The organism is Priestia sp. 3CA3 (assembly GCF_056836725.1).
Genome location: NZ_JBXENJ010000006.1, coordinates 269,053 through 286,473, shown reverse-complemented (window position 1 = coordinate 286,473; position 17,421 = coordinate 269,053). Strand labels below are relative to the sequence as shown.

The window sequence follows — 17,421 nt, the reverse complement described above, 5'->3', positions numbered from 1 at the left end:
AAGCTAGTCAATCAAAAAAAGGTTCCCCACACCAAAGTTGGTTGAGGGGAATCTTTTTCATATTTTAGGCTAGTTATGTTCTAGTCTCTTTCTTTGTATACGATGAATTATGTGGAAAATGAAAAAAATGCTAATGAACAAAAAGAGGAGGTTTTACAATGACTATAAACGATCCAATTTTTGGTGAGCTTGAGTATGAATATAGTTGGGTTAAGAACATCACTATTTGTCTTTTTGGAAAAGAAACTCAAATAACTTTGATGATAGATGGTGAAGAAGATGGCAATTTTGATGAAAATCAGTATGCAGCATATCAATCATTCATAAAAAATTGGGATAACTTACAGCCAAGTATATTGCAATCAATAGTAGATTATTACAAACAGAAGCAACATGAACTAGGCTATGATAGTAGATTAAATGAACATTATCCTTTAATTAAAACAGCGAATCGAATACTAGACATGATAACTTTAGATGGAATTGTTGTTCCATATGCGGATATTTTCGAAGGGCGAGATATTAGAATGACATTTCATTGTACATGGGATATGGAAAATGGATTAGGCATTCGTCTATTAAATGAAAAAGTGGTGGAAGTAGGCTACCAAGATGTTGCAATATAAGTAGAACCACTCGCTAGGAGGTAATAAGGAATGAATAGTAACTCAGTTGCAAAAAAAATTCGTATTGCCATAAAAAAAGGCGATATTGAAAAGGTAGTTGAATTAATCGAATCTAATTCTGAACGATTAAATATGATGACTCCTTTTGGAACGTGGCTTCATGTTGCAGCTTCTAGAGGAGAGTTAGATATTGTTAAGAAACTAATCGAACTCGGTGCAAATGTTAATGTACTTGGAGGAGTGTATGGTGGCGGAGCATTGAACGAAGCAGCTTCTGCAGGTCATATTGATATAGTCAGGTATCTATTATCTTGTGGAGCAGATATGGATGTAAGCGATCCAGAAAGAAATCCATTATTTGGTGCAATTAGTAATGGCCATGCTACTATTGCAGAACTATTAATTGAAAGTGGTATAGATACGAATGTTACATATAGTGGTGAATCTATGAGAGAGGTAGACGCATTGACTTTTGCAAAGGAACAAGGACAAAAAGCAATTGTTAAGTTGTTAGAAAGTCAGAGAGGGCTCTCTACTGCTGGAACTACAACAAATCATAATGATCAGGACCATCATGTTGAGATTTTAGATCATATTACTAAGTACTTTGGCTCTGTTGAAAATACTATAAGTGAAACTGTTCCAGGTAGTAGAGTAGCAGTTGATATTCACATAATCCCTCCGTCAATGAATAAAGATTTCGTAACTCTTGTAACTACCGGTATGAGTGATGAGCCTATGGATTATTCAGATGAAGAAAGAACGTTTAAGTATGCAGAGTTGTTACTAAAATTACCTTCAAGTTGGATAATCGAAAAGGACAATATGAAAGACCAAAATCATTATTGGCCCCTTGGGTGGTTAAGGAAAGTGGCTCATATTCCACACCTTTATGATGGGTGGCTTGAGGAAGGGGTTATTCTTCCAAATGGAGAACCTCCTCAGCCATTTGCATCGAATACAAAGTTATCATGCATAATGGTGTGTCGTCCCCAAGAATCCGGACTGGCTAGCGTTCATACTAGAGATAAAAACATAAATATTTATACACTTGTTCCTATCTATGAAGAAGAAAGAAATCTTGCACTGAAAAAAGGGTATGAGTATCTGTTAGAAAGAATGAATGAGAAAGGAATCACCGATGTTTTGGACATACATCGGATAAATGTTGGTGATTAACAGTGTGAAGTGGCTTTTTCTGATGAGCCAGTCAACCAGAAGATGTTTTGGGTATTAAAGAAGAATAAAGCTAAGTTACTTATAATATGAGGTGAGTTTAATTGGAAATTAAATTTGAGTATTCTTACAGAGATATTACTGGACAGGATATTAAAAATTTTGAATTCAAATATAACGTTCAGTTGCCTGAAAGTTATAAAAATTTTTTATTATCACATAATGGAGGCAAGACTGATAGAAGAAGATTTACGACTTCTGATGAAAATAAAGAGGGAACTGTTACATCTTCGATTATGCTATTTTTCCCTTTATCTTCAGAAATAGAAAACAACCTTGAAAGCATGTATTCTTTTTATAATACAGGAAGTATAGTGCCGAGCAACTTCCTTCCTATAGGTATAGACCCGGGAGACAGTTTAATCTGTTTGGCAATAAAAGGGGATGATTTCGGGTATGTCTATTATTGTGATTTAGACTATTTTGAAGAGGATAATGAATTAAAAGAAGAGTTTATTAGAGTCATCTCAAAGGATTTTCAAGACTTTGTCAACGAATTATCTTTTCCTAAAATATGAATTAAACTAACCCAAATAGCTTTTTACAATCACCCGTATGGAAAGAAAACAAAGTGCAGTTTTTATTTGAAAAGTAGAGGGATAAAAAGCGCTTGCTAAAGATAAAGAGCAGGCGCTTTTTGTATGTAAAAACAGGAGTTTTCCAGCCTTTCTAGAATTTCCTACATAGCTTATTTATGTAAAGGATGAGATTAATGAAACGAACGAGTAAAGGGATGATTCCGTTTTGGGATTATATTGGCATTGAAGAAACGCTGCTTGAAAAAGGATATGCAGAGTTGAAAATTACGATTCAACCGCAGCTTCTGCAAGGAAGAGGAACGGTTCATGGAGGCGTTATTGCCACGCTTATCGACGCGGCTGTTGGTTCGGCTGTGCGTTCTTCTCTTTCTGAGGAGGAAAGTGCCAGTACAGTTGAGTTAAAAGTAAATTACACAAGGCCGGGTATAGGCGAATATTTAGTTGCAAAGTCTACATTGTCTCACCGCGGCAAAACGCTTGCTGTTGGAGAAGTGAAAATTGAAGACAGCAGCGGCAAGCTTGTTGCGCTTGGCAGTGCAACATATATGATTTTTTCAGCAAAAAAAGCTTAGGATTCTAAGCTTTTTCTGCTGAATTCAGCTGCTGACTAATACATGCAATAATTGTTTTATAGTAAGCTTTGGGATGGGGAGCAAATTCACTTTTATGTGCTGTACGGTGAATTGGCTCTTTTTCATTTGTTATCCCTTCAATGATCAGTTCTGTTTGATTTCCAAGCCACAGTTCGCAAAAGTTAGAAAAAGGCGCTTTTACAAGTCCTGATACTTCTTCTTGCTGCAACGTAAACGCACTAAGAGGGTGAGAGCTGTAGTATAAAAATACATGTGGAAATTCTTTATCAACATAGTGCGGCTGAGATACTTCGTATTTAAAGACATCTAAAGGAAGCAATTCATCAAATGAAATGTTGACGCCGAGCTCTTCGTGAATTTCTCTTACACCGTCCTCAGCGGTTTCTGTATGAAGCAAATGTCCGGCAGCTGTGATATCGAGTGCACCGGGGTAATCTTGCTTTTGCTCGCTGCGAATTTGGAAATAAATATAGTCTATATCATTTTCGCGGCTGACAAACCAGCAGTGAAACGCTTCGTGCCAATAGCCTTTTTCGTGAACTTCTTTGCGAGACGCGGTTCCTATGCGCTCCTGTTGGTTGTTAAATATGGTTAACACTTCATCGTTCATCGTAAGTCCCCCAATTTTTTTCCTACTTCTTTCTACTCTAACCTGCCGTGAAAGGTATGTAAATAATGGAAGATGAAAATCTGCTTTGATACATACAAATATGCACAAAATAAAAGATACATCAATTTTAGTAAAGAAGGTGCATGCGTTGAATCATTGGATGGAAGTAGTACTTCGTTCAGTGCTGATTTTACTTGGCTTGTTTTTTATTACAAAGCTGTTAGGAAAAAAACAGTTATCCAAACTTTCTTTTTTTGAATATATCGTTGGCATTACGATTGGTGATATTGCGGGAACCATTTCAATGGACGTAGATTTACAGGCAAGTCATGGGGTAGTCGCGATTTTAGTGTGGGCATCGTTTCTTATTTTTGTCTCAAACGTATCGTTAAAAAGTATTAGCTTTCGAAAAGCGGTGGAAGGGACGACGACAATCCTCATTAAAGAAGGAAAAATTCTTGAGGAAAATGTAAAAAAAGAAAAATATACCGTAGATGAGCTCGTGGAACAGCTTCGCAAAAAAGACATCTTTTATGTGGAAGACGTCGCTTTTGCCATGCTCGAAACAAACGGCGAATTAAGCGTGCTGTTAAAAAAAGAAAAGCAGAACGTTACAAGAGAAGATTTATTAATAAAAGGAGAGGCGACGAGATTACCTCAAACGATTATCATGGACGGAAATATAATGAAAGAAGCGGTTCATGAGCTAGGGTATAGCGTAGCGTGGGTTAAAGAACAGCTCAAAGAGAAAGGTGCTGCAGTCGACAAAGTATTTTTAGGGCAAGCAGACTCAGCGGGTCATCTCTATCTTGATTATTATGAAGACTGAGGCTAGGACAAACGTATTTTAGCCCGAGTGAAAAACGAACCACTAATCAACATGTTGATTAGTGGTTCGTTTTTTTTGTGATGGTACATATCGTTTTATCTGTTTCGTTCCCTCTAGCAGTTGATTGGAAGGCAAGGTGAAGAATCCTGCGGAAAAAGCGGATCAGGTGAGACCCCGCAGGAGCGCAAGCGACGAGGAGGCTCAGCGGCCGCCCGCGGAAAGCGAAGCCTTACACGGAAATCAACTTCGGTGTCACAAGCAGTCCAGCTCATGTATCTCATTTGTTCGCCTTTAGGCTGAATTCATTTCGTTATGTCTCAGCCTCAGCGGGGATCTACTTCTCGTCCAGATTTTATGTCGATGACTTTAAGGCTGTCTTTTGGTGCTTTAATATCTTTACTTGCAGGCGCTGCTTTTTTATTTTCTACCCAGTCTACTAACAAATCAAAAGATTGATGAGCATATGGGAGCAGGGGCTGAAGCTCTTGATTTGGATCCGTTTGTTTATTCCACACTAAGCTATCAACGTGATTTCCGTTTTTCACAGTATAAAGGCGATGAAGATTTGCCTTGCCAGCTTTTTTAACGAGTTTTTCATAGCCTTCGGCGTGAATAGACGGGAAGATAAGTGAATCGAGAGAGCCAGTCATACTGATAAGAGGCACATCGATATCGCCCGTATTTTCTACTTTTGCTACATTTTCTTTTACGCTTTTTGGACGGGTTTGATAGCGATAATTTTCAAAGATATAGTCCCATGAACGGTCGCGCAGGCCTGATGAAGTAAAGTTTAAATAGTTGTGCCAGTTTGTTCTTCCTGGAGCTGTCGGATCAAAATGGTCACGGTAAATGTTTAAAGTAACCGCCCAGTACACTTGATCATGGTAATTCCACAGTTTTTCTGATCCTTTCGGAAGGCCGGCTTTATACATTTGTTTAATAGCTTTTTTCTGCTCTTTTCCCGTTCCGTACAGCGCTTCTTCCGCGTTGTTTACAACCGGTGTTAGTGAGCTGATTAAATTTGGCGCTTTTGCACTCCACAATACGCCTTCCCAATCGACGCCTCCATCAAATAAACGAGGCTCTTTGGTTTGTTTTGGATCGTCGTGTTCAAGTGCGTATCTGACAACGTATCCGCCGTTTGAAATGCCAATTGCATACGTGGGTACTTTATGATCGTTTCGAATCAAATCGCTTGCAGGGTTTTTTCGATTAGCCGGATTGATTAGTTTGTCTGAGTAATGAGTAGTCAAGTATTGCTGAGCTGCTTTTGTCATTTGACGATAGCGCATATTCCATTCTGCTACGCTGTCGTCATCGTTAGCAAGCGCATTTTTTACTTTAGCAAAAGGATCGGTAGGGTCACTTTCTCCTTGTGTTCCTTTATCAATCGCGGCAAACGCATAGCCTTTTTTAAGAACGTAATCGCTGAATAATAAATCGGTGGACGTTTCGTTGCGCGTAGCAGGAATGCCGGCTACCACAAGTTTTCCATTCCAGTTATCAGGAACCCGGATGACGAACTGAGCGTCTTCAAAAATTCCATTTACTTGCGTTCCTTTAACCGCAGCGGGCTGATTGATTCGATACCAGCCTGATTCATCTTCAGCTTTTCCCCAGTTATAAGGAGTAAGCCCGATGTTTCCATAGAGCGTAGCCAGCTGATATTGAGCGGGGTTTTTAGTCGTCAGCCAATTCCCGTTCGCTCCGTCAAAATAGGTTTCTGCTGATTGATCAGCATTTGGAATGACATCTGTTTTGTTAGCAGCTTCAGCAAGAGATCCTGAAGCGGAAAAACAAAGAGCAGCAGAAAAAGTAAGCGCTATCATTTTTCGTTTCACGTTTCTTCCTCCTCATGAAAATACTCATACCTTTTAAGTAAATTCCATAAAAAAGAAAAATGTCCTGTTTTAAAATCAATTTAGAAAAAAGTTTTTGCGTTTGTTTCTAAGCTGTTTTTGTCTGACAAATAGGTAAACTGCATCCAATTCTCTAGTTTCTTTTTAGGCTGCTTATATTATAATGAAACAAGGATTAAAAAAGACAGGGTAAAACAATCGATTAAATAAGTATAAAAGAAGGTAAGGGAGTAGGTCTATGAGTAGCTTTAACAGTCAGTTTTTGTATTCCATTACAATTATTCTATTAGGGTACATACTAAAACGAACAAACCTCCTTCAGCAAAAAGACGGGGAAGCTTTAGCAAGAATTATTTTTAATATTACAATGCCTTGCTTGATTATTGTTACATTCAGCAGTATTAAAATTGATGGATCGCTTATTTTACTATTAGTTATTGGGATTGTCTATGGCTTGCTGTTAGCTGCAGTCGGAATTTTTGTTTTTCGAAAAGATGAGCGAAAGGTGAAAGGCATGCTGACGATGATGATTCCAGGGTTTAATATTGGAATGTTTGCCTATCCGTTAGTGGAAGGCATTTGGGGAAAAGAAGGGCTTAAATACTTTGGTATGTTTGATGTCGGAAATGCTTTTGTTATTTTTGTTTTATGCTATGTAATTGGCAGCTACTATTCAGGGGACGATATTGATATTGAATTTAAAAAGATTTTATACAAAGTATTAAAATCGATGCCGCTTCTGACCTATGTAATCATTTGTCTTCTTGCGATTATAGGCCTTCATTTACCATCATATGTATTAGACGTCTCAGGTATTATCTCTAAAGCGAATATGCCGCTTTCTCTTTTGCTTTTAGGCGTATATTTAAATTTTTCGTTCCAAAAAAGCTACTTAAAAAAAATCATCATGTTTTTAAGCATTCGCTATGTGATCGGACTTGGCGTAGGAATTGCGCTGTTTTTCTTGCTTCCATTTGAAGATATGTTCCGGTATACAATTTTAGTTTGTTTCATTCTACCCGTAGCGGGATCCGTTTTACCTTACGCAGTAGAATTCAAATACGATCAGAAATTTGTCGGGACCGTTTCAAATATGACGATTTTGCTGAGCTTTTTGCTGCTGTGGGGAATGACAAATATTTTAATGTGAATAACAAAGGACGCTCGCACTTGTGAGCGTCCTTTTTGATGAAAAAAGGATATTCCCAAATAAACAGAGGTAAGCTAGGAGAAGAGAAAATCCATCATACATACAACCTGACGGGAGGAAAAAACGTGGAGTCCTTAACTTTTGTTTTATTTGGCGCAACGGGTGATTTAGCAAAAAGAAAAATCTTTCCTGCTCTTTATAATTTATTTACAGACAAAAAGCTCCCTGATGCTATTTCTATTATTGGATCAGGGTACGAGCAGCTATCTCATGAGGATTTTAAAGAGCGTGTAAAGCAATCTATAAACGATTTTTCGAGACGGAAAATGGAAAGTAACGAGGAAGATTTTTTGTCGCTGTTTCATTACCAAGCAGTAGACGCAAGCAAAACAGAAGATTACAAACAGCTGCTAAATCTTGTGAATGAGCAAGAAACAACTCATAGAAGTAAAGGAAATCGTTTGTTTTATTTGTCCGTAGCACCAGAATACTTCGATGTAATTGCGCTGCATATAAAAAAAAGCGGCTTGGATCAAACCGGAGGCTGGAAGCGTCTTATGATTGAGAAGCCGTTTGGACATGATCTTGCTTCAGCAAGAAAGCTTAATGAAAAGCTAAGCAGTACGTTTAAAGAAGAAGAAATTTATCGAATTGATCATTATTTAGGTAAACCGATGGTACAAAATTTAGAAGCGCTTGAATTTACGAACCCTGTACTGCAATCATTGTGGAATAACAAACACATTGCGAATGTCCAAATTACAGCAAGTGAAACAGTCGGTGTTGAAAATCGTGCAGGGTATTATGATCATACGGGAGCCATACGCGACATGATTCAAAATCATATGCTGCAGGTTCTCATGATGACAGCCATGCATCTTCCAAAACGAATTTGCTCAGAAAACATTTTAGAAGAAAAGCAAAAAGTAATGGAGTCACTGAGGAAAATTCCAGCACAAGAAGTAGCTCGCGATGTTGTACGAGGACAATACGGAAGCGGAGAAATTGATCACAAATCTGTTAAAGGATACAAAGAAGAGCCCGGCGTAGAAGCAAACTCTAAAAATGACACGTTTGTAGCCGCTCGCTTATGGATTGATAATCCATTTTGGAAAGGTGTTCCTTTTTATATTCGAACGGGTAAACGAATGAAAGAAAAATCAACTCGTATCGTCATTGAATTTAAAGATTCGTTAAAAGGTCTGTATGAAACTCCTTATGATAAAGTAGCGCCAAACTTATTTATTATTGAAATTAGCCCAAGCGAAAACGTCGCTTTGCAGCTTAATAGCAAAAATCCATTAAAAAATGGTGTGATTGAGCCGGTTCGTATTACGTTTTCAAGAGAAGAAGAAAGTGTGCCGGAGGCATATGAACGAATTATTTACGACGCATTAATCGGCGACTCCACATTTTTTGCCCATTGGAAAGAAGTAGAGCTATCTTGGCAGTGGGTACAGCCAGTATTAGATGCATTTGAAGCTGATATGCTGCCGCTTTATGAATATCCATCTGGTTCACAAGGCCCTGAAGAAGCACAAAAATTAGTTGCACAGGAAGGCTTTAAATGGTGGCTCGATGACGATGAACATGGGGAAGCACCTGGAGTGTTTTTGCCGATTTGAAAAAGACATCTCTTTGAGGGATGTCTTTTTCACGGTTTGTATATTCTGAATTTTCTTGAGATGATTATTTTCCCTGCGTATAATCAAAAGAGTATAATGCATGAAGTATTGTGTATAGATCTATATAAAAAGACGCAGGGGGACTTTTGATGAAAACGTTAAAAATAGCGAATATACCAGGAGATGGAGTAGGGAAAGAAGTTGTTCCAGAGGCAGTTAGAGTTCTTCATACGATTGCAGAGCTTCACGGGGGATTAAAATTTGAATTTACAGAATTTCCTTGGAGCTGTGATTATTATTTGAAGTACGGACAAATGATGCCGGAAGATGGGCTACAGCAGCTTCAAGACTTTGACGGAATTTTTTTAGGAGCCGTAGGAAATTTAAATCTTGTGCCAGACCACGTGTCGTTATGGGGTCTGCTTATTAAGATTCGTCGAGAATTTCAGCAGGTAATTAATATTCGTCCGGCCAAGAGGCTAAAAGGCATCGCATCTCCACTAACGAACCCAAAAGACTTTGATTTAATTGTTGTTCGTGAAAATAGTGAAGGGGAATACAGTGAAGTGGGAGGCCGGATATATCAAGGAGAAGATCAAATTTCGATTCAAAATGCGGTTTTTTCTCGAAAAGGAACAGAACGAGCGATGCGCTATGCTTTTGAATTAGCTTCTAAAAGAAAAGGCAAAGTTACAAGCGCCACGAAGTCAAACGGAATTGTTCATTCCATGCCGTTTTGGGACGAAGTGTTTCAAGATGTTGCAAAGAGTTATCCTCATATTGAAACAGATTCCCAGCACATCGATGCGCTGGCGGCTTTCTTCGTAACAAATCCAAGTCGTTTTGATGTCATTGTGGCAAGCAATTTATTTGGAGATATTTTAACAGATATTGGAGCTGCTATTATGGGGAGTATTGGCGTTGCTCCTGCTGCAAATATTAATGTGAACGGAAAATATCCTTCGATGTTTGAACCGGTGCACGGGTCTGCTCCTGATATTGTCGGAAAAGGAATTGCAAATCCAATCGGACAGATTTGGACGGCTAAAATGATGTTGGATCATTTCCGTGAACAAGAATTAGGCAGTCATTTGTTAGAGGTTATTGAGCAAGTGACGGAATCGGGTATCATTACACCAGATGTTGGAGGCAGCGCAACTACTGGTGAAGTAACGGATCAAATTATTTCTCATTTAAAAAAGTGACGCTTCTAAAAGAGGCTGGGATAAAAGTAATGTAGTTGAAGGGAAATCCGAACGATTAATCGTTCGGATTTTTTCATTGTGATGGTGAATGTAGGTTTCATTTATCGATTTGTTTCTATAGAAAAATGAAATCGATAAATACATGTTGACACTTACATATATGAACCCTATAATAGTTTGAGTTGAGATAATTCGTATACATATTATTTATGGACTATGCTTTAGTTTGTTTTAATAAATAGGTACGAATGAAAAGATAAAAGGAGGAAAATCATGCAGAAATCGAAATTATGGACAAAAGATTTTTTAGCGGTCTCACTGACTAGCTTTTTTGTTTTTGTCATTTTTTATATGTTAACTGTCACATTGCCGCTGTTTGCAACGGATGAACTTCATGCAAGTAAGCAAAGCTTAGGGTTAATTGTGACAATTTTTTTAGTCTCCGGCATTGTGTTCAGACCGCTAGCCGGTAAGTGGATGACAACATTAGGACAAAAGAAAGTCCTATTAATAGGTGTCTTCATCTTTTTAATTGGTTCTATTTTATATATGAATATCCACTCATTATCAGCGCTGCTGCTGCTGCGTGTGCTTCATGGTATTGGTTTTGGAATGAGCACAACTGCTACAGGAGCAATTGTTGCAAATGTAATCCCAGAGCGTAGAAAAGGAGAAGGGATGGGATACTATGCGACGTTCATGAATTTAGCGATGGTAGTGGGTCCGTTTGTAGGCTTAACGTTAACAAATACTTTGGGTCATACAGCGGTCTTTACCGTTGCGATTGTATCTTCTGTTTTAGCAGCATTATGCAGTTTAGTACTTCGTGTACCTGAGGTGGAGCCAGCTTCTTCTGCAACAAATAAAATACAGCCAGCTAAAGGTCTTGCGGCGTTTTTTGAATACCGTTCGCTGCCTATTTCTGTTGCTGGCCTTGTGGTAGCTTTTTCATATGCAAGTGTTATTTCGTTTGTGTCTATGTATGCAAAAGAAATGGGCTTTACGCAAGCTTCAAGCTTTTTCTTTGTTGTATACGCGGTGTGCTTATTAGCTTCTAGACCTTTTACTGGAAAATGGTTTGATCAATACGGAGAAAACAGCGTGGTATATCCGTCCATTTTATCTCTAGCTATCGGTATCTTTTTGCTTAGCCAAGCGACAACAAGCTGGGTGTTTTTATTAGCTGGAGCATTGATTGGATTAGGATTTGGAACGATTACATCAAGTTTTCAATCCATTGCTGTAAAAAAAGCTTCTCCTCATCGCCGAGGTGTCGCCACGGCTACGTTTTTTGTGTTTTTTGACTCTGGAATGGGGTTAGGGTCCTTTTTATTAGGTATTTTATCTACAGCAGCCGGATATAAAGGAATGTATGTATTCTGTTCCATTGTTGCTCTTTTAGCTATAGCAGTATACCTTGTATTGCACGGCCGAAAAAGCCAGAAACAGCGTATTATTTCTCAAAATGAATCATTAGGAAAATAACATAAATAAAAAAAGGCGTGCTCAAGGGGAGCATGCCTTTTTTATTTATGGAGCTCTAAAGAAAACGGCTGTGAGCACATCGATATTGAAGCCTTCCTGATTTCTTTAGAGATTTCTTTTATTCCACTTCTTCTTTTGTAATCCACTCACTGGACCATGTCTGAATTTCCTGAATTACCGGCGCCAGTGCTAATCCTTTGTCGGATAGCGAATACTCGATTCGAACAGGAGTTTCCGGAATAACCGTACGAATGACGATTCCTTCATACTCTAATTCTTTTAAGCGCTCGGATAAGAGCCTTCCGCTTACTGGAAGTGCTTCTTGCATTTGAGAAAACCGCTGTGAGCCGGAAAGTAGCTGAAAAATGATCAAACTCGTCCAACGTTTCGTTAGAATAGTAACAGCCTTTTCAAAACGCGGGCAGAGTGCTAAACCGTCCATGTTATTACCTCCATTCTCTTCCTATATTATAAAACAAAGTCAGCATTTTATCTAGTGTTGTGTAATTTAATTACTTAAAGAACATAAATTACTTTACGTTTTTATGTTTTAATTATATAATTTATATAATTAAAGAAGTTAATTACTAAAAGTAACAAAGAGAACATAAAAGCTTTACAAGATAAATGTATCGTCATATAATACTTTAAGCAAGTAAAGTTACTTACTTTTAGTAAGCTAATACATCAATTAAAAAAGATAAATGTAGTGAAGTGCTAGAAAAAATATTTGTTCATGTGAGAGATTGAGCACAATGTGAAAAGAGTAGATAAGTGAAAGACACATAAGAGGAGGAAATGACTGTGATTAACGAAAAAGTTGTTTCAATTTTAAAAGATAAAATTAATGTAGTAAAAAATGATGATCATTTTATTTATATAGTAGGACCTATCACGCTTCCGGTGAATCTAGATGGAGAGACACAAGTATTTAGTTGGTATTCATGGTTGCGTTCTGATAATGTAAAAGAAGGATCTTTAAGTACGGAAGAGCTTATTGAAAAAATGCAAGGAGCTAATTTAGCTGACATGCAGCAATCGAGTGTTCTTGTGTACGGAGATTTTCAAGAATCGCATGAGGCACTCATTCGTATGCACAGTATCTGCCATACGGGAGACATATTCGGAAGCAAACGCTGCGACTGTGGTTTTCAATTAAAACAATCGATGAAAATGATTGTCGAAAATGGAAGCGGAGCGCTATTTTATTTAGCGAATCATGAAGGACGCGGCATTGGCCTATTCAGCAAAGCAATGGCATACGTTCTTCAAGAAAACGGATTTGATACGGTAGAGGCGAATGAAGGGTTAGGATTTGAAGATGATACTCGCAGCTATAGTGAGGCCATCAGTGTGTTAAAAGTGCTGCGTCAAAAACCTGTTACGCTGATTACGAATAATCCGAAAAAGCTAATCGCACTTGAGAAAAACGGTGCACTTTTATCAGGGCGCGTTCCACTTTGGGGAGATGTATCTCAGTTTAATGAAAAGTATCTAGACACCAAAGTTAAACGTTCAGGACACTTAAAAGAGGAGGTTCTTCTTTGATCAATCACGAATTTTATATGAATATAGCTTTACAAAACGCAAAAGCAACAAAAGGACAAACAGATCCAAATCCGCTTGTAGGATCTGTCATTGTAAACGATAATCGAATCGTTGGAATCGGTACGCATTTAAAAGCGGGAGAGCCTCACGCTGAAATTCATGCGCTGCGAATGGCTGGCGAACAAGCACAAGGAGCGACTGCTTATGTAACGCTAGAGCCTTGTTCACACCATGGACGTACAGGTCCTTGTGCTGAAGCGCTGGTTGAAGCCGGTGTAAAAAAAGTGGTCATAGCAACTTTAGACCCCAACCCTTTAGTAGCAGGTAATGGAGTTGAAATTTTAGAAAAAGCAGGCATTGAGGTCATAACAGGTGTATGTGAAGAAGAGTCACGTCAAATGAACGAAGTCTTCAATAAGTATATTGTAACGAAGAAGCCGTTTGTTTCGTTAAAGTCAGCGATTACGTTAGACGGTAAAATAGCTACTGCTTTTTCTCACAGCAAGTGGATTACGTCTGAGGCAGCTCGTTTGGATGTACATCAGCTTCGTCATGAAACGGCGGGTATCTTAGTAGGGGTGAACACGGTCATTAAGGACAACCCCGAGCTGACAACTCGCATCGAAGGCGGCCGAAGCCCGATTCGTATTGTGATGGATTCGAAGTTGCGTATGCCCCTTGATTCCAAGCTAGCAACGGATTCTTTAGCCCCAACATGGGTATTTACAAGTCAGGGCTATTCAAAAGAAAAAAAAGAACAGCTTGAGAAACAAGGCGTCGAAGTATTTGTCACAAGCGGTGAGCACAAAGTAAATCTTGAAGATATGCTTTCTATACTAGGTGAGAAATTTGTGTCGTCTCTTTTAATTGAAGGAGGCGGCGAAGTGAATGCCGCATTTCTAGAAAATCGTTTAATTGATAAATTGGTGCTGTATATGGCTCCAAAGCTTTCAGGAGGAAAAGAAGCTCCTACTTTTCTAGAAGGAAAAGGCGTAGAAAAGATGTGGGATGCAGTGGACGTGGAGCGTCTTTCTGTTACTTCAATTGGTAAAGACTTTAAATTTGTTGGATATCCTGTTTATAAATGAAAATGTAAATGAGGCTGGAACAAAAATATGTTAGTTGAAGGAAAATCCGAACGATTTATCGTTCGGATTTTTTAGAGAAGAAAAATAATACACTATTTTACTATTATAGATTAATTTGCTATTATAGGGAATGGTCAATTTCGAAACATTGCATAAATTTTTAACGTGTTTACAGTTGACTATCTAAATAAAAGCACTATATGTTTATAGAGAGAATATATTATGTGAAAGTAAGGGTGAGAAAAGAGATGAGAGAGTATAGAATTGGGAGTGTTATGAGAGACCTTCGCAAAATGGCAGGGTTGACACAACAAGAATTATCAAGAGACGTTTGTACACAAGCGCAAATCAGCAAAATTGAAAATGGTGAAGAATATCCATCAAGCATTACCCTCTATAAAATTTCTAAGCGCCTTGGCGTAGATGTTAACTACTTTTTTGATAGTGTAGAATCACCTCGACTTGATTACGTAGATGCGGTTCAATCGTTAATTCGTCAATATATTCGTCAGAGAGATTATGATGCTATTCATAATATCATTGTAAAAGAAAAAGAAAGTCCCCTGTTTCAAAATCCGCTGAACAAGCAGTTTTTAATGTGGCACGAAGGTATTTGCGTGTATTACATTCATCATAATAAAGAAGATGCGCTGTCTAAAATGTACCAAGCGATCGAGCTTACTAAGCAATCGGCAACGTTTTATAAAGAAAGAGAAATTGAAATTTTAAATAGCATTGGGATTATTCTTTATGAAGAGAAAGAGTATGAACAGGCTCTAGATACATATCAAACAGCACTCAAAAGCTTAAATGAGCTGCCCCAAACAAAAGACGAAAATATAAAAATTAGAATTTTAAATGCACTTGCCAAAACGCTTGGAGATATGAGTAACTATGATGAATCATTGATATATAGCAACCGAGGAATCGATTTGTGCATTAGTAATGAATCAATGTATTTATTTGGAGAACTTCATTACCAAGCAGGAGAGAGCTTAATCAAATTAGGTAAAATTGAACAAGGTAAAGAATATATGGAAAAGTCTATGACCATTTTCACCTTGCAGCGAAACGAGCGATTCGTCAAGCTAGTAGAAAAAGAACTTGAAGCTCTATTTGTTTAAAATATTCCTATCATTATAATTTTTGAGAAATTTCTATCAAAATGGAGGAAATCCATGGTTTTAAGGTGATAAATGCTGATAGAAAGGAATTCATCTACTTTTATCCTGTGATACACTAGAGTCAAATCAAAGAAAGAGGAGGAAATAATTATGAAAAAAGTATTAGTCGGTATGGCATTAGCATTTACATTAGTAGCAGGTGTTGCTTCAGTTGGAACAAGCGTAGCAACAGGAGATTTTTCAACATTAGGTCTTCCAAGCCAACATTAATAAAAAAAGCCGTGCTAAAAAGCACGGCTTTTTTTATTGTGTTTTACTAGACTGATCTTTGTTGCGTTTGTTTCCCTTTGAATTATCCCCGCTTGAAATTTCTTCACCCATTTCAACAAGGTGGTGCTGCGTTTTTGGATTACTTTGATTAGCGCTTCCTTTGTTATTCTTTTTTGTCATATCCATTCTCCTTTAAAACGATGGCAATGCATCGAGATTATTTGTTTTGTCATGGTCAGGAATGCTGCGAATATACGTACCGCCGTCTTTCCCTACAAAGGTACTCACATGCTCAACGTCCCCAGCTTCTACTTTCTTTAACGCTTCTTCATAGGTTAAAACGTCTCCTGAAGCCGTTTGGAATTCTAAGAGGTCACCGTCTGCATTTTTACGTACTGCAACGAAACGTTCTTTCATACAAATAAACACCTTCCTTTACATCTATATGGTTGCTGAAATAGTCGTTTTTATTCATTATAAAAAGTGATAAGGTAAAGAAAAGAGTGCAAAGGGGATAAAAAATGACAACATTTAATTGGCATGATCAAGCTCAAGACGAGTGGAACCAAAAAGTATCATTTTGGAATAGCCGAAGTGAAGAAATGTGGAAAAACGGAAGTCGGAAAACAGTGATTCCATTTGTTCAAAAACATCTTAAATCAGGTGGTATAGTGGCAGACGTGGGCTGCGGTGATGGGTTTGGGACATCTCTTCTAGCTGCTTCTGGATACAAAACAATCGGTCTTGATTTATCGGAAGAAATGATTCAAAAAGCATCGCAGCTGCATAAAAGTGAAAATTTGTCGTTCGCTCAAGCTGATATTATGAAGCTCCCGCTGTCTTCTGAATCAGTAGAAGGGGTTATGGTAATCAATGCGTTAGAATGGACTGAGCATCCTCGATTAGCTTTGAAGGAATTGTACCGAGTTGTAAAACCAGGAGGATATGCATGCGTAGGTATTCTTGGGCCAACTGCTCAGCCTCGTACCAACAGTTATCAAAGACTATATGGGGAAGACGTTATTTGCAATACGATGATGCCGTGGGAGTTTGAACAGGTTGCAAAAGAAAATGGATGGGAAGTAATCGATGGCGAAGGTGTATATAAGCGAAATGTTACTGATAAGCTGATTGGACAGCTCCCAAATGAATTAAAGCAAGCCTTAACGTTTCTATGGCTATTTATGCTCAAGAAACAATAAAAACAGCACGCGTCTCCTTATATGTAGCTGTACAAAGGGTACACTACAAACTGGAGGTGAGTGACATGAGTAAAATTAAAAAAGACCGCTCAAAATCAGAGCTAGGTTCACCAAATGTAGAAGGACAAGGGACGACCACTTCTGAACAAGGTGTTCAAAGCAGTTCAGCTAACAAAAAGCAGAAGCGTTCATAACAAAAATAAAACGAACTTGCAGGGAGAACAACGAGCTCACTGCAAGTTCGTTTTATTTACGGTGTCATCTTTATAAGTAAGAAGGTATTGTCTGCAAGATTGCAGATAGCTTATAATAAAATCTGAGCCAATAATTGTAATTTTCTACAAGCTTGGTTTACATTCGATGTAAAGCGGAGGTGTAATAAATGGTGAATAAAAGATATTTACCGGATACTGCAGCGTCTCATGCAAAGCC

General features: G+C 38.1%; 20 protein-coding genes. 15 read left to right on the top strand and 5 right to left on the bottom strand.

The features are described 5' to 3' along the window. Positions 1–158 precede the first annotated feature (158 nt). The 4 genes from AC1VNJ_RS17910 to AC1VNJ_RS17895 all read left to right on the top strand — a co-directional run bounded on the left by AC1VNJ_RS17910 (position 159) and on the right by AC1VNJ_RS17895 (position 2,973). Entirely contained in the window at positions 159–626 is a 468-nt protein-coding gene (locus AC1VNJ_RS17910) for a DUF6985 domain-containing protein (RefSeq protein WP_482641134.1), read from the top strand. Between the two features lie 30 nt (positions 627–656). After that, complete coding sequence (locus AC1VNJ_RS17905; protein ID WP_482641133.1) at positions 657–1,805, top strand: suppressor of fused domain protein; 1,149 nt, start codon at positions 657–659, stop codon at positions 1,803–1,805. A gap of 101 nt (positions 1,806–1,906) precedes the next feature. Beyond that, entirely contained in the window at positions 1,907–2,380 is a 474-nt protein-coding gene (locus AC1VNJ_RS17900; RefSeq protein ID WP_482641132.1) for an SMI1/KNR4 family protein, read from the top strand. A 194-nt stretch (positions 2,381–2,574) separates the two neighbouring features. After that, positions 2,575–2,973: a PaaI family thioesterase gene (locus AC1VNJ_RS17895; RefSeq protein ID WP_098626762.1), complete on the top strand. Its 399-nt coding sequence runs from the start codon at positions 2,575–2,577 to the stop codon at positions 2,971–2,973. A 4-nt stretch (positions 2,974–2,977) separates the two neighbouring features. Here AC1VNJ_RS17895 and AC1VNJ_RS17890 read toward each other — a convergent pair whose 3' ends face one another. Continuing rightward, positions 2,978–3,604 (bottom strand): NUDIX hydrolase, encoded by a 627-nt coding sequence (locus AC1VNJ_RS17890; protein WP_482641131.1) that lies wholly within the window; start codon positions 3,602–3,604, stop codon positions 2,978–2,980. Between the two features lie 139 nt (positions 3,605–3,743). Here AC1VNJ_RS17890 and AC1VNJ_RS17885 point away from each other — a divergent pair, with 139 nt between their 5' ends. Further along, complete coding sequence (locus tag AC1VNJ_RS17885; protein WP_226313324.1) at positions 3,744–4,433, top strand: DUF421 domain-containing protein; 690 nt, start codon at positions 3,744–3,746, stop codon at positions 4,431–4,433. A 120-nt stretch (positions 4,434–4,553) separates the two neighbouring features. Next, positions 4,554–4,733 (top strand): hypothetical protein, encoded by a 180-nt coding sequence (locus AC1VNJ_RS17880; RefSeq protein ID WP_482641130.1) that lies wholly within the window; start codon positions 4,554–4,556, stop codon positions 4,731–4,733. A 23-nt stretch (positions 4,734–4,756) separates the two neighbouring features. Here the strand turns inward: AC1VNJ_RS17880 and AC1VNJ_RS17875 are convergent, their stop codons facing one another. Next, positions 4,757–6,274, bottom strand: a complete 1,518-nt coding sequence (locus AC1VNJ_RS17875; protein WP_098626763.1) for an alpha/beta hydrolase — start codon at positions 6,272–6,274, stop codon at positions 4,757–4,759. 256 nt (positions 6,275–6,530) lie between these two features. On the opposite strand from AC1VNJ_RS17875, the gene AC1VNJ_RS17870 reads away from it, so the two are divergent. The 4 genes from AC1VNJ_RS17870 to AC1VNJ_RS17855 all read left to right on the top strand — a co-directional run bounded on the left by AC1VNJ_RS17870 (position 6,531) and on the right by AC1VNJ_RS17855 (position 11,757). Next, on the top strand, positions 6,531–7,442 hold the full coding sequence (locus tag AC1VNJ_RS17870; RefSeq protein ID WP_098626764.1) for an AEC family transporter: 912 nt from the start codon (positions 6,531–6,533) through the stop codon (positions 7,440–7,442). A gap of 125 nt (positions 7,443–7,567) precedes the next feature. After that, a complete protein-coding gene (gene zwf, locus AC1VNJ_RS17865) occupies positions 7,568–9,067 on the top strand; it encodes a glucose-6-phosphate dehydrogenase (protein WP_176344177.1) in 1,500 nt (499 codons plus the stop codon). A 149-nt stretch (positions 9,068–9,216) separates the two neighbouring features. Next, complete coding sequence (locus tag AC1VNJ_RS17860; protein ID WP_482641129.1) at positions 9,217–10,272, top strand: tartrate dehydrogenase; 1,056 nt, start codon at positions 9,217–9,219, stop codon at positions 10,270–10,272. Positions 10,273–10,545: 273 nt separating this feature from the next. Beyond that, positions 10,546–11,757 (top strand): MFS transporter, encoded by a 1,212-nt coding sequence (locus AC1VNJ_RS17855; protein WP_154991432.1) that lies wholly within the window; start codon positions 10,546–10,548, stop codon positions 11,755–11,757. A 118-nt stretch (positions 11,758–11,875) separates the two neighbouring features. On the opposite strand, the gene AC1VNJ_RS17850 is transcribed toward AC1VNJ_RS17855, so the two are convergent. Next, positions 11,876–12,199 (bottom strand): winged helix-turn-helix transcriptional regulator, encoded by a 324-nt coding sequence (locus tag AC1VNJ_RS17850; RefSeq protein WP_154991431.1) that lies wholly within the window; start codon positions 12,197–12,199, stop codon positions 11,876–11,878. A 362-nt stretch (positions 12,200–12,561) separates the two neighbouring features. On the opposite strand from AC1VNJ_RS17850, the gene AC1VNJ_RS17845 reads away from it, so the two are divergent. The 3 genes from AC1VNJ_RS17845 (at position 12,562) to AC1VNJ_RS17835 (ending at position 15,517) form a co-directional block, all read left to right on the top strand. Then, on the top strand, positions 12,562–13,305 hold the full coding sequence (locus tag AC1VNJ_RS17845) for a GTP cyclohydrolase II (protein ID WP_033578753.1): 744 nt from the start codon (positions 12,562–12,564) through the stop codon (positions 13,303–13,305). Beyond that, complete coding sequence (gene ribD / locus AC1VNJ_RS17840) at positions 13,302–14,393, top strand: bifunctional diaminohydroxyphosphoribosylaminopyrimidine deaminase/5-amino-6-(5-phosphoribosylamino)uracil reductase RibD (RefSeq protein WP_311265299.1); 1,092 nt, start codon at positions 13,302–13,304, stop codon at positions 14,391–14,393. The genes AC1VNJ_RS17845 and ribD overlap by 4 nt, the downstream gene beginning before the upstream one ends. A 248-nt stretch (positions 14,394–14,641) precedes the next feature. Beyond that, positions 14,642–15,517 carry a helix-turn-helix domain-containing protein gene (locus AC1VNJ_RS17835; protein ID WP_482641128.1) on the top strand — a complete coding sequence of 292 codons (876 nt, stop codon included), beginning with the start codon at positions 14,642–14,644 and terminating at the stop codon, positions 15,515–15,517. 303 nt (positions 15,518–15,820) lie between these two features. Here AC1VNJ_RS17835 and AC1VNJ_RS17830 read toward each other — a convergent pair whose 3' ends face one another. Then, a complete protein-coding gene (locus AC1VNJ_RS17830) occupies positions 15,821–15,967 on the bottom strand; it encodes a hypothetical protein (protein WP_013056671.1) in 147 nt (48 codons plus the stop codon). Between the two features lie 12 nt (positions 15,968–15,979). Beyond that, a complete protein-coding gene (locus AC1VNJ_RS17825; protein ID WP_013056672.1) occupies positions 15,980–16,204 on the bottom strand; it encodes a DUF3892 domain-containing protein in 225 nt (74 codons plus the stop codon). 104 nt (positions 16,205–16,308) lie between these two features. Here AC1VNJ_RS17825 and AC1VNJ_RS17820 point away from each other — a divergent pair, with 104 nt between their 5' ends. Next, positions 16,309–16,989 carry a class I SAM-dependent methyltransferase gene (locus tag AC1VNJ_RS17820; protein ID WP_482641127.1) on the top strand — a complete coding sequence of 227 codons (681 nt, stop codon included), beginning with the start codon at positions 16,309–16,311 and terminating at the stop codon, positions 16,987–16,989. Between the two features lie 65 nt (positions 16,990–17,054). After that, positions 17,055–17,183, top strand: a complete 129-nt coding sequence (locus AC1VNJ_RS17815; protein ID WP_013056674.1) for a YuzL family protein — start codon at positions 17,055–17,057, stop codon at positions 17,181–17,183. Positions 17,184–17,421 lie beyond the last annotated feature (238 nt).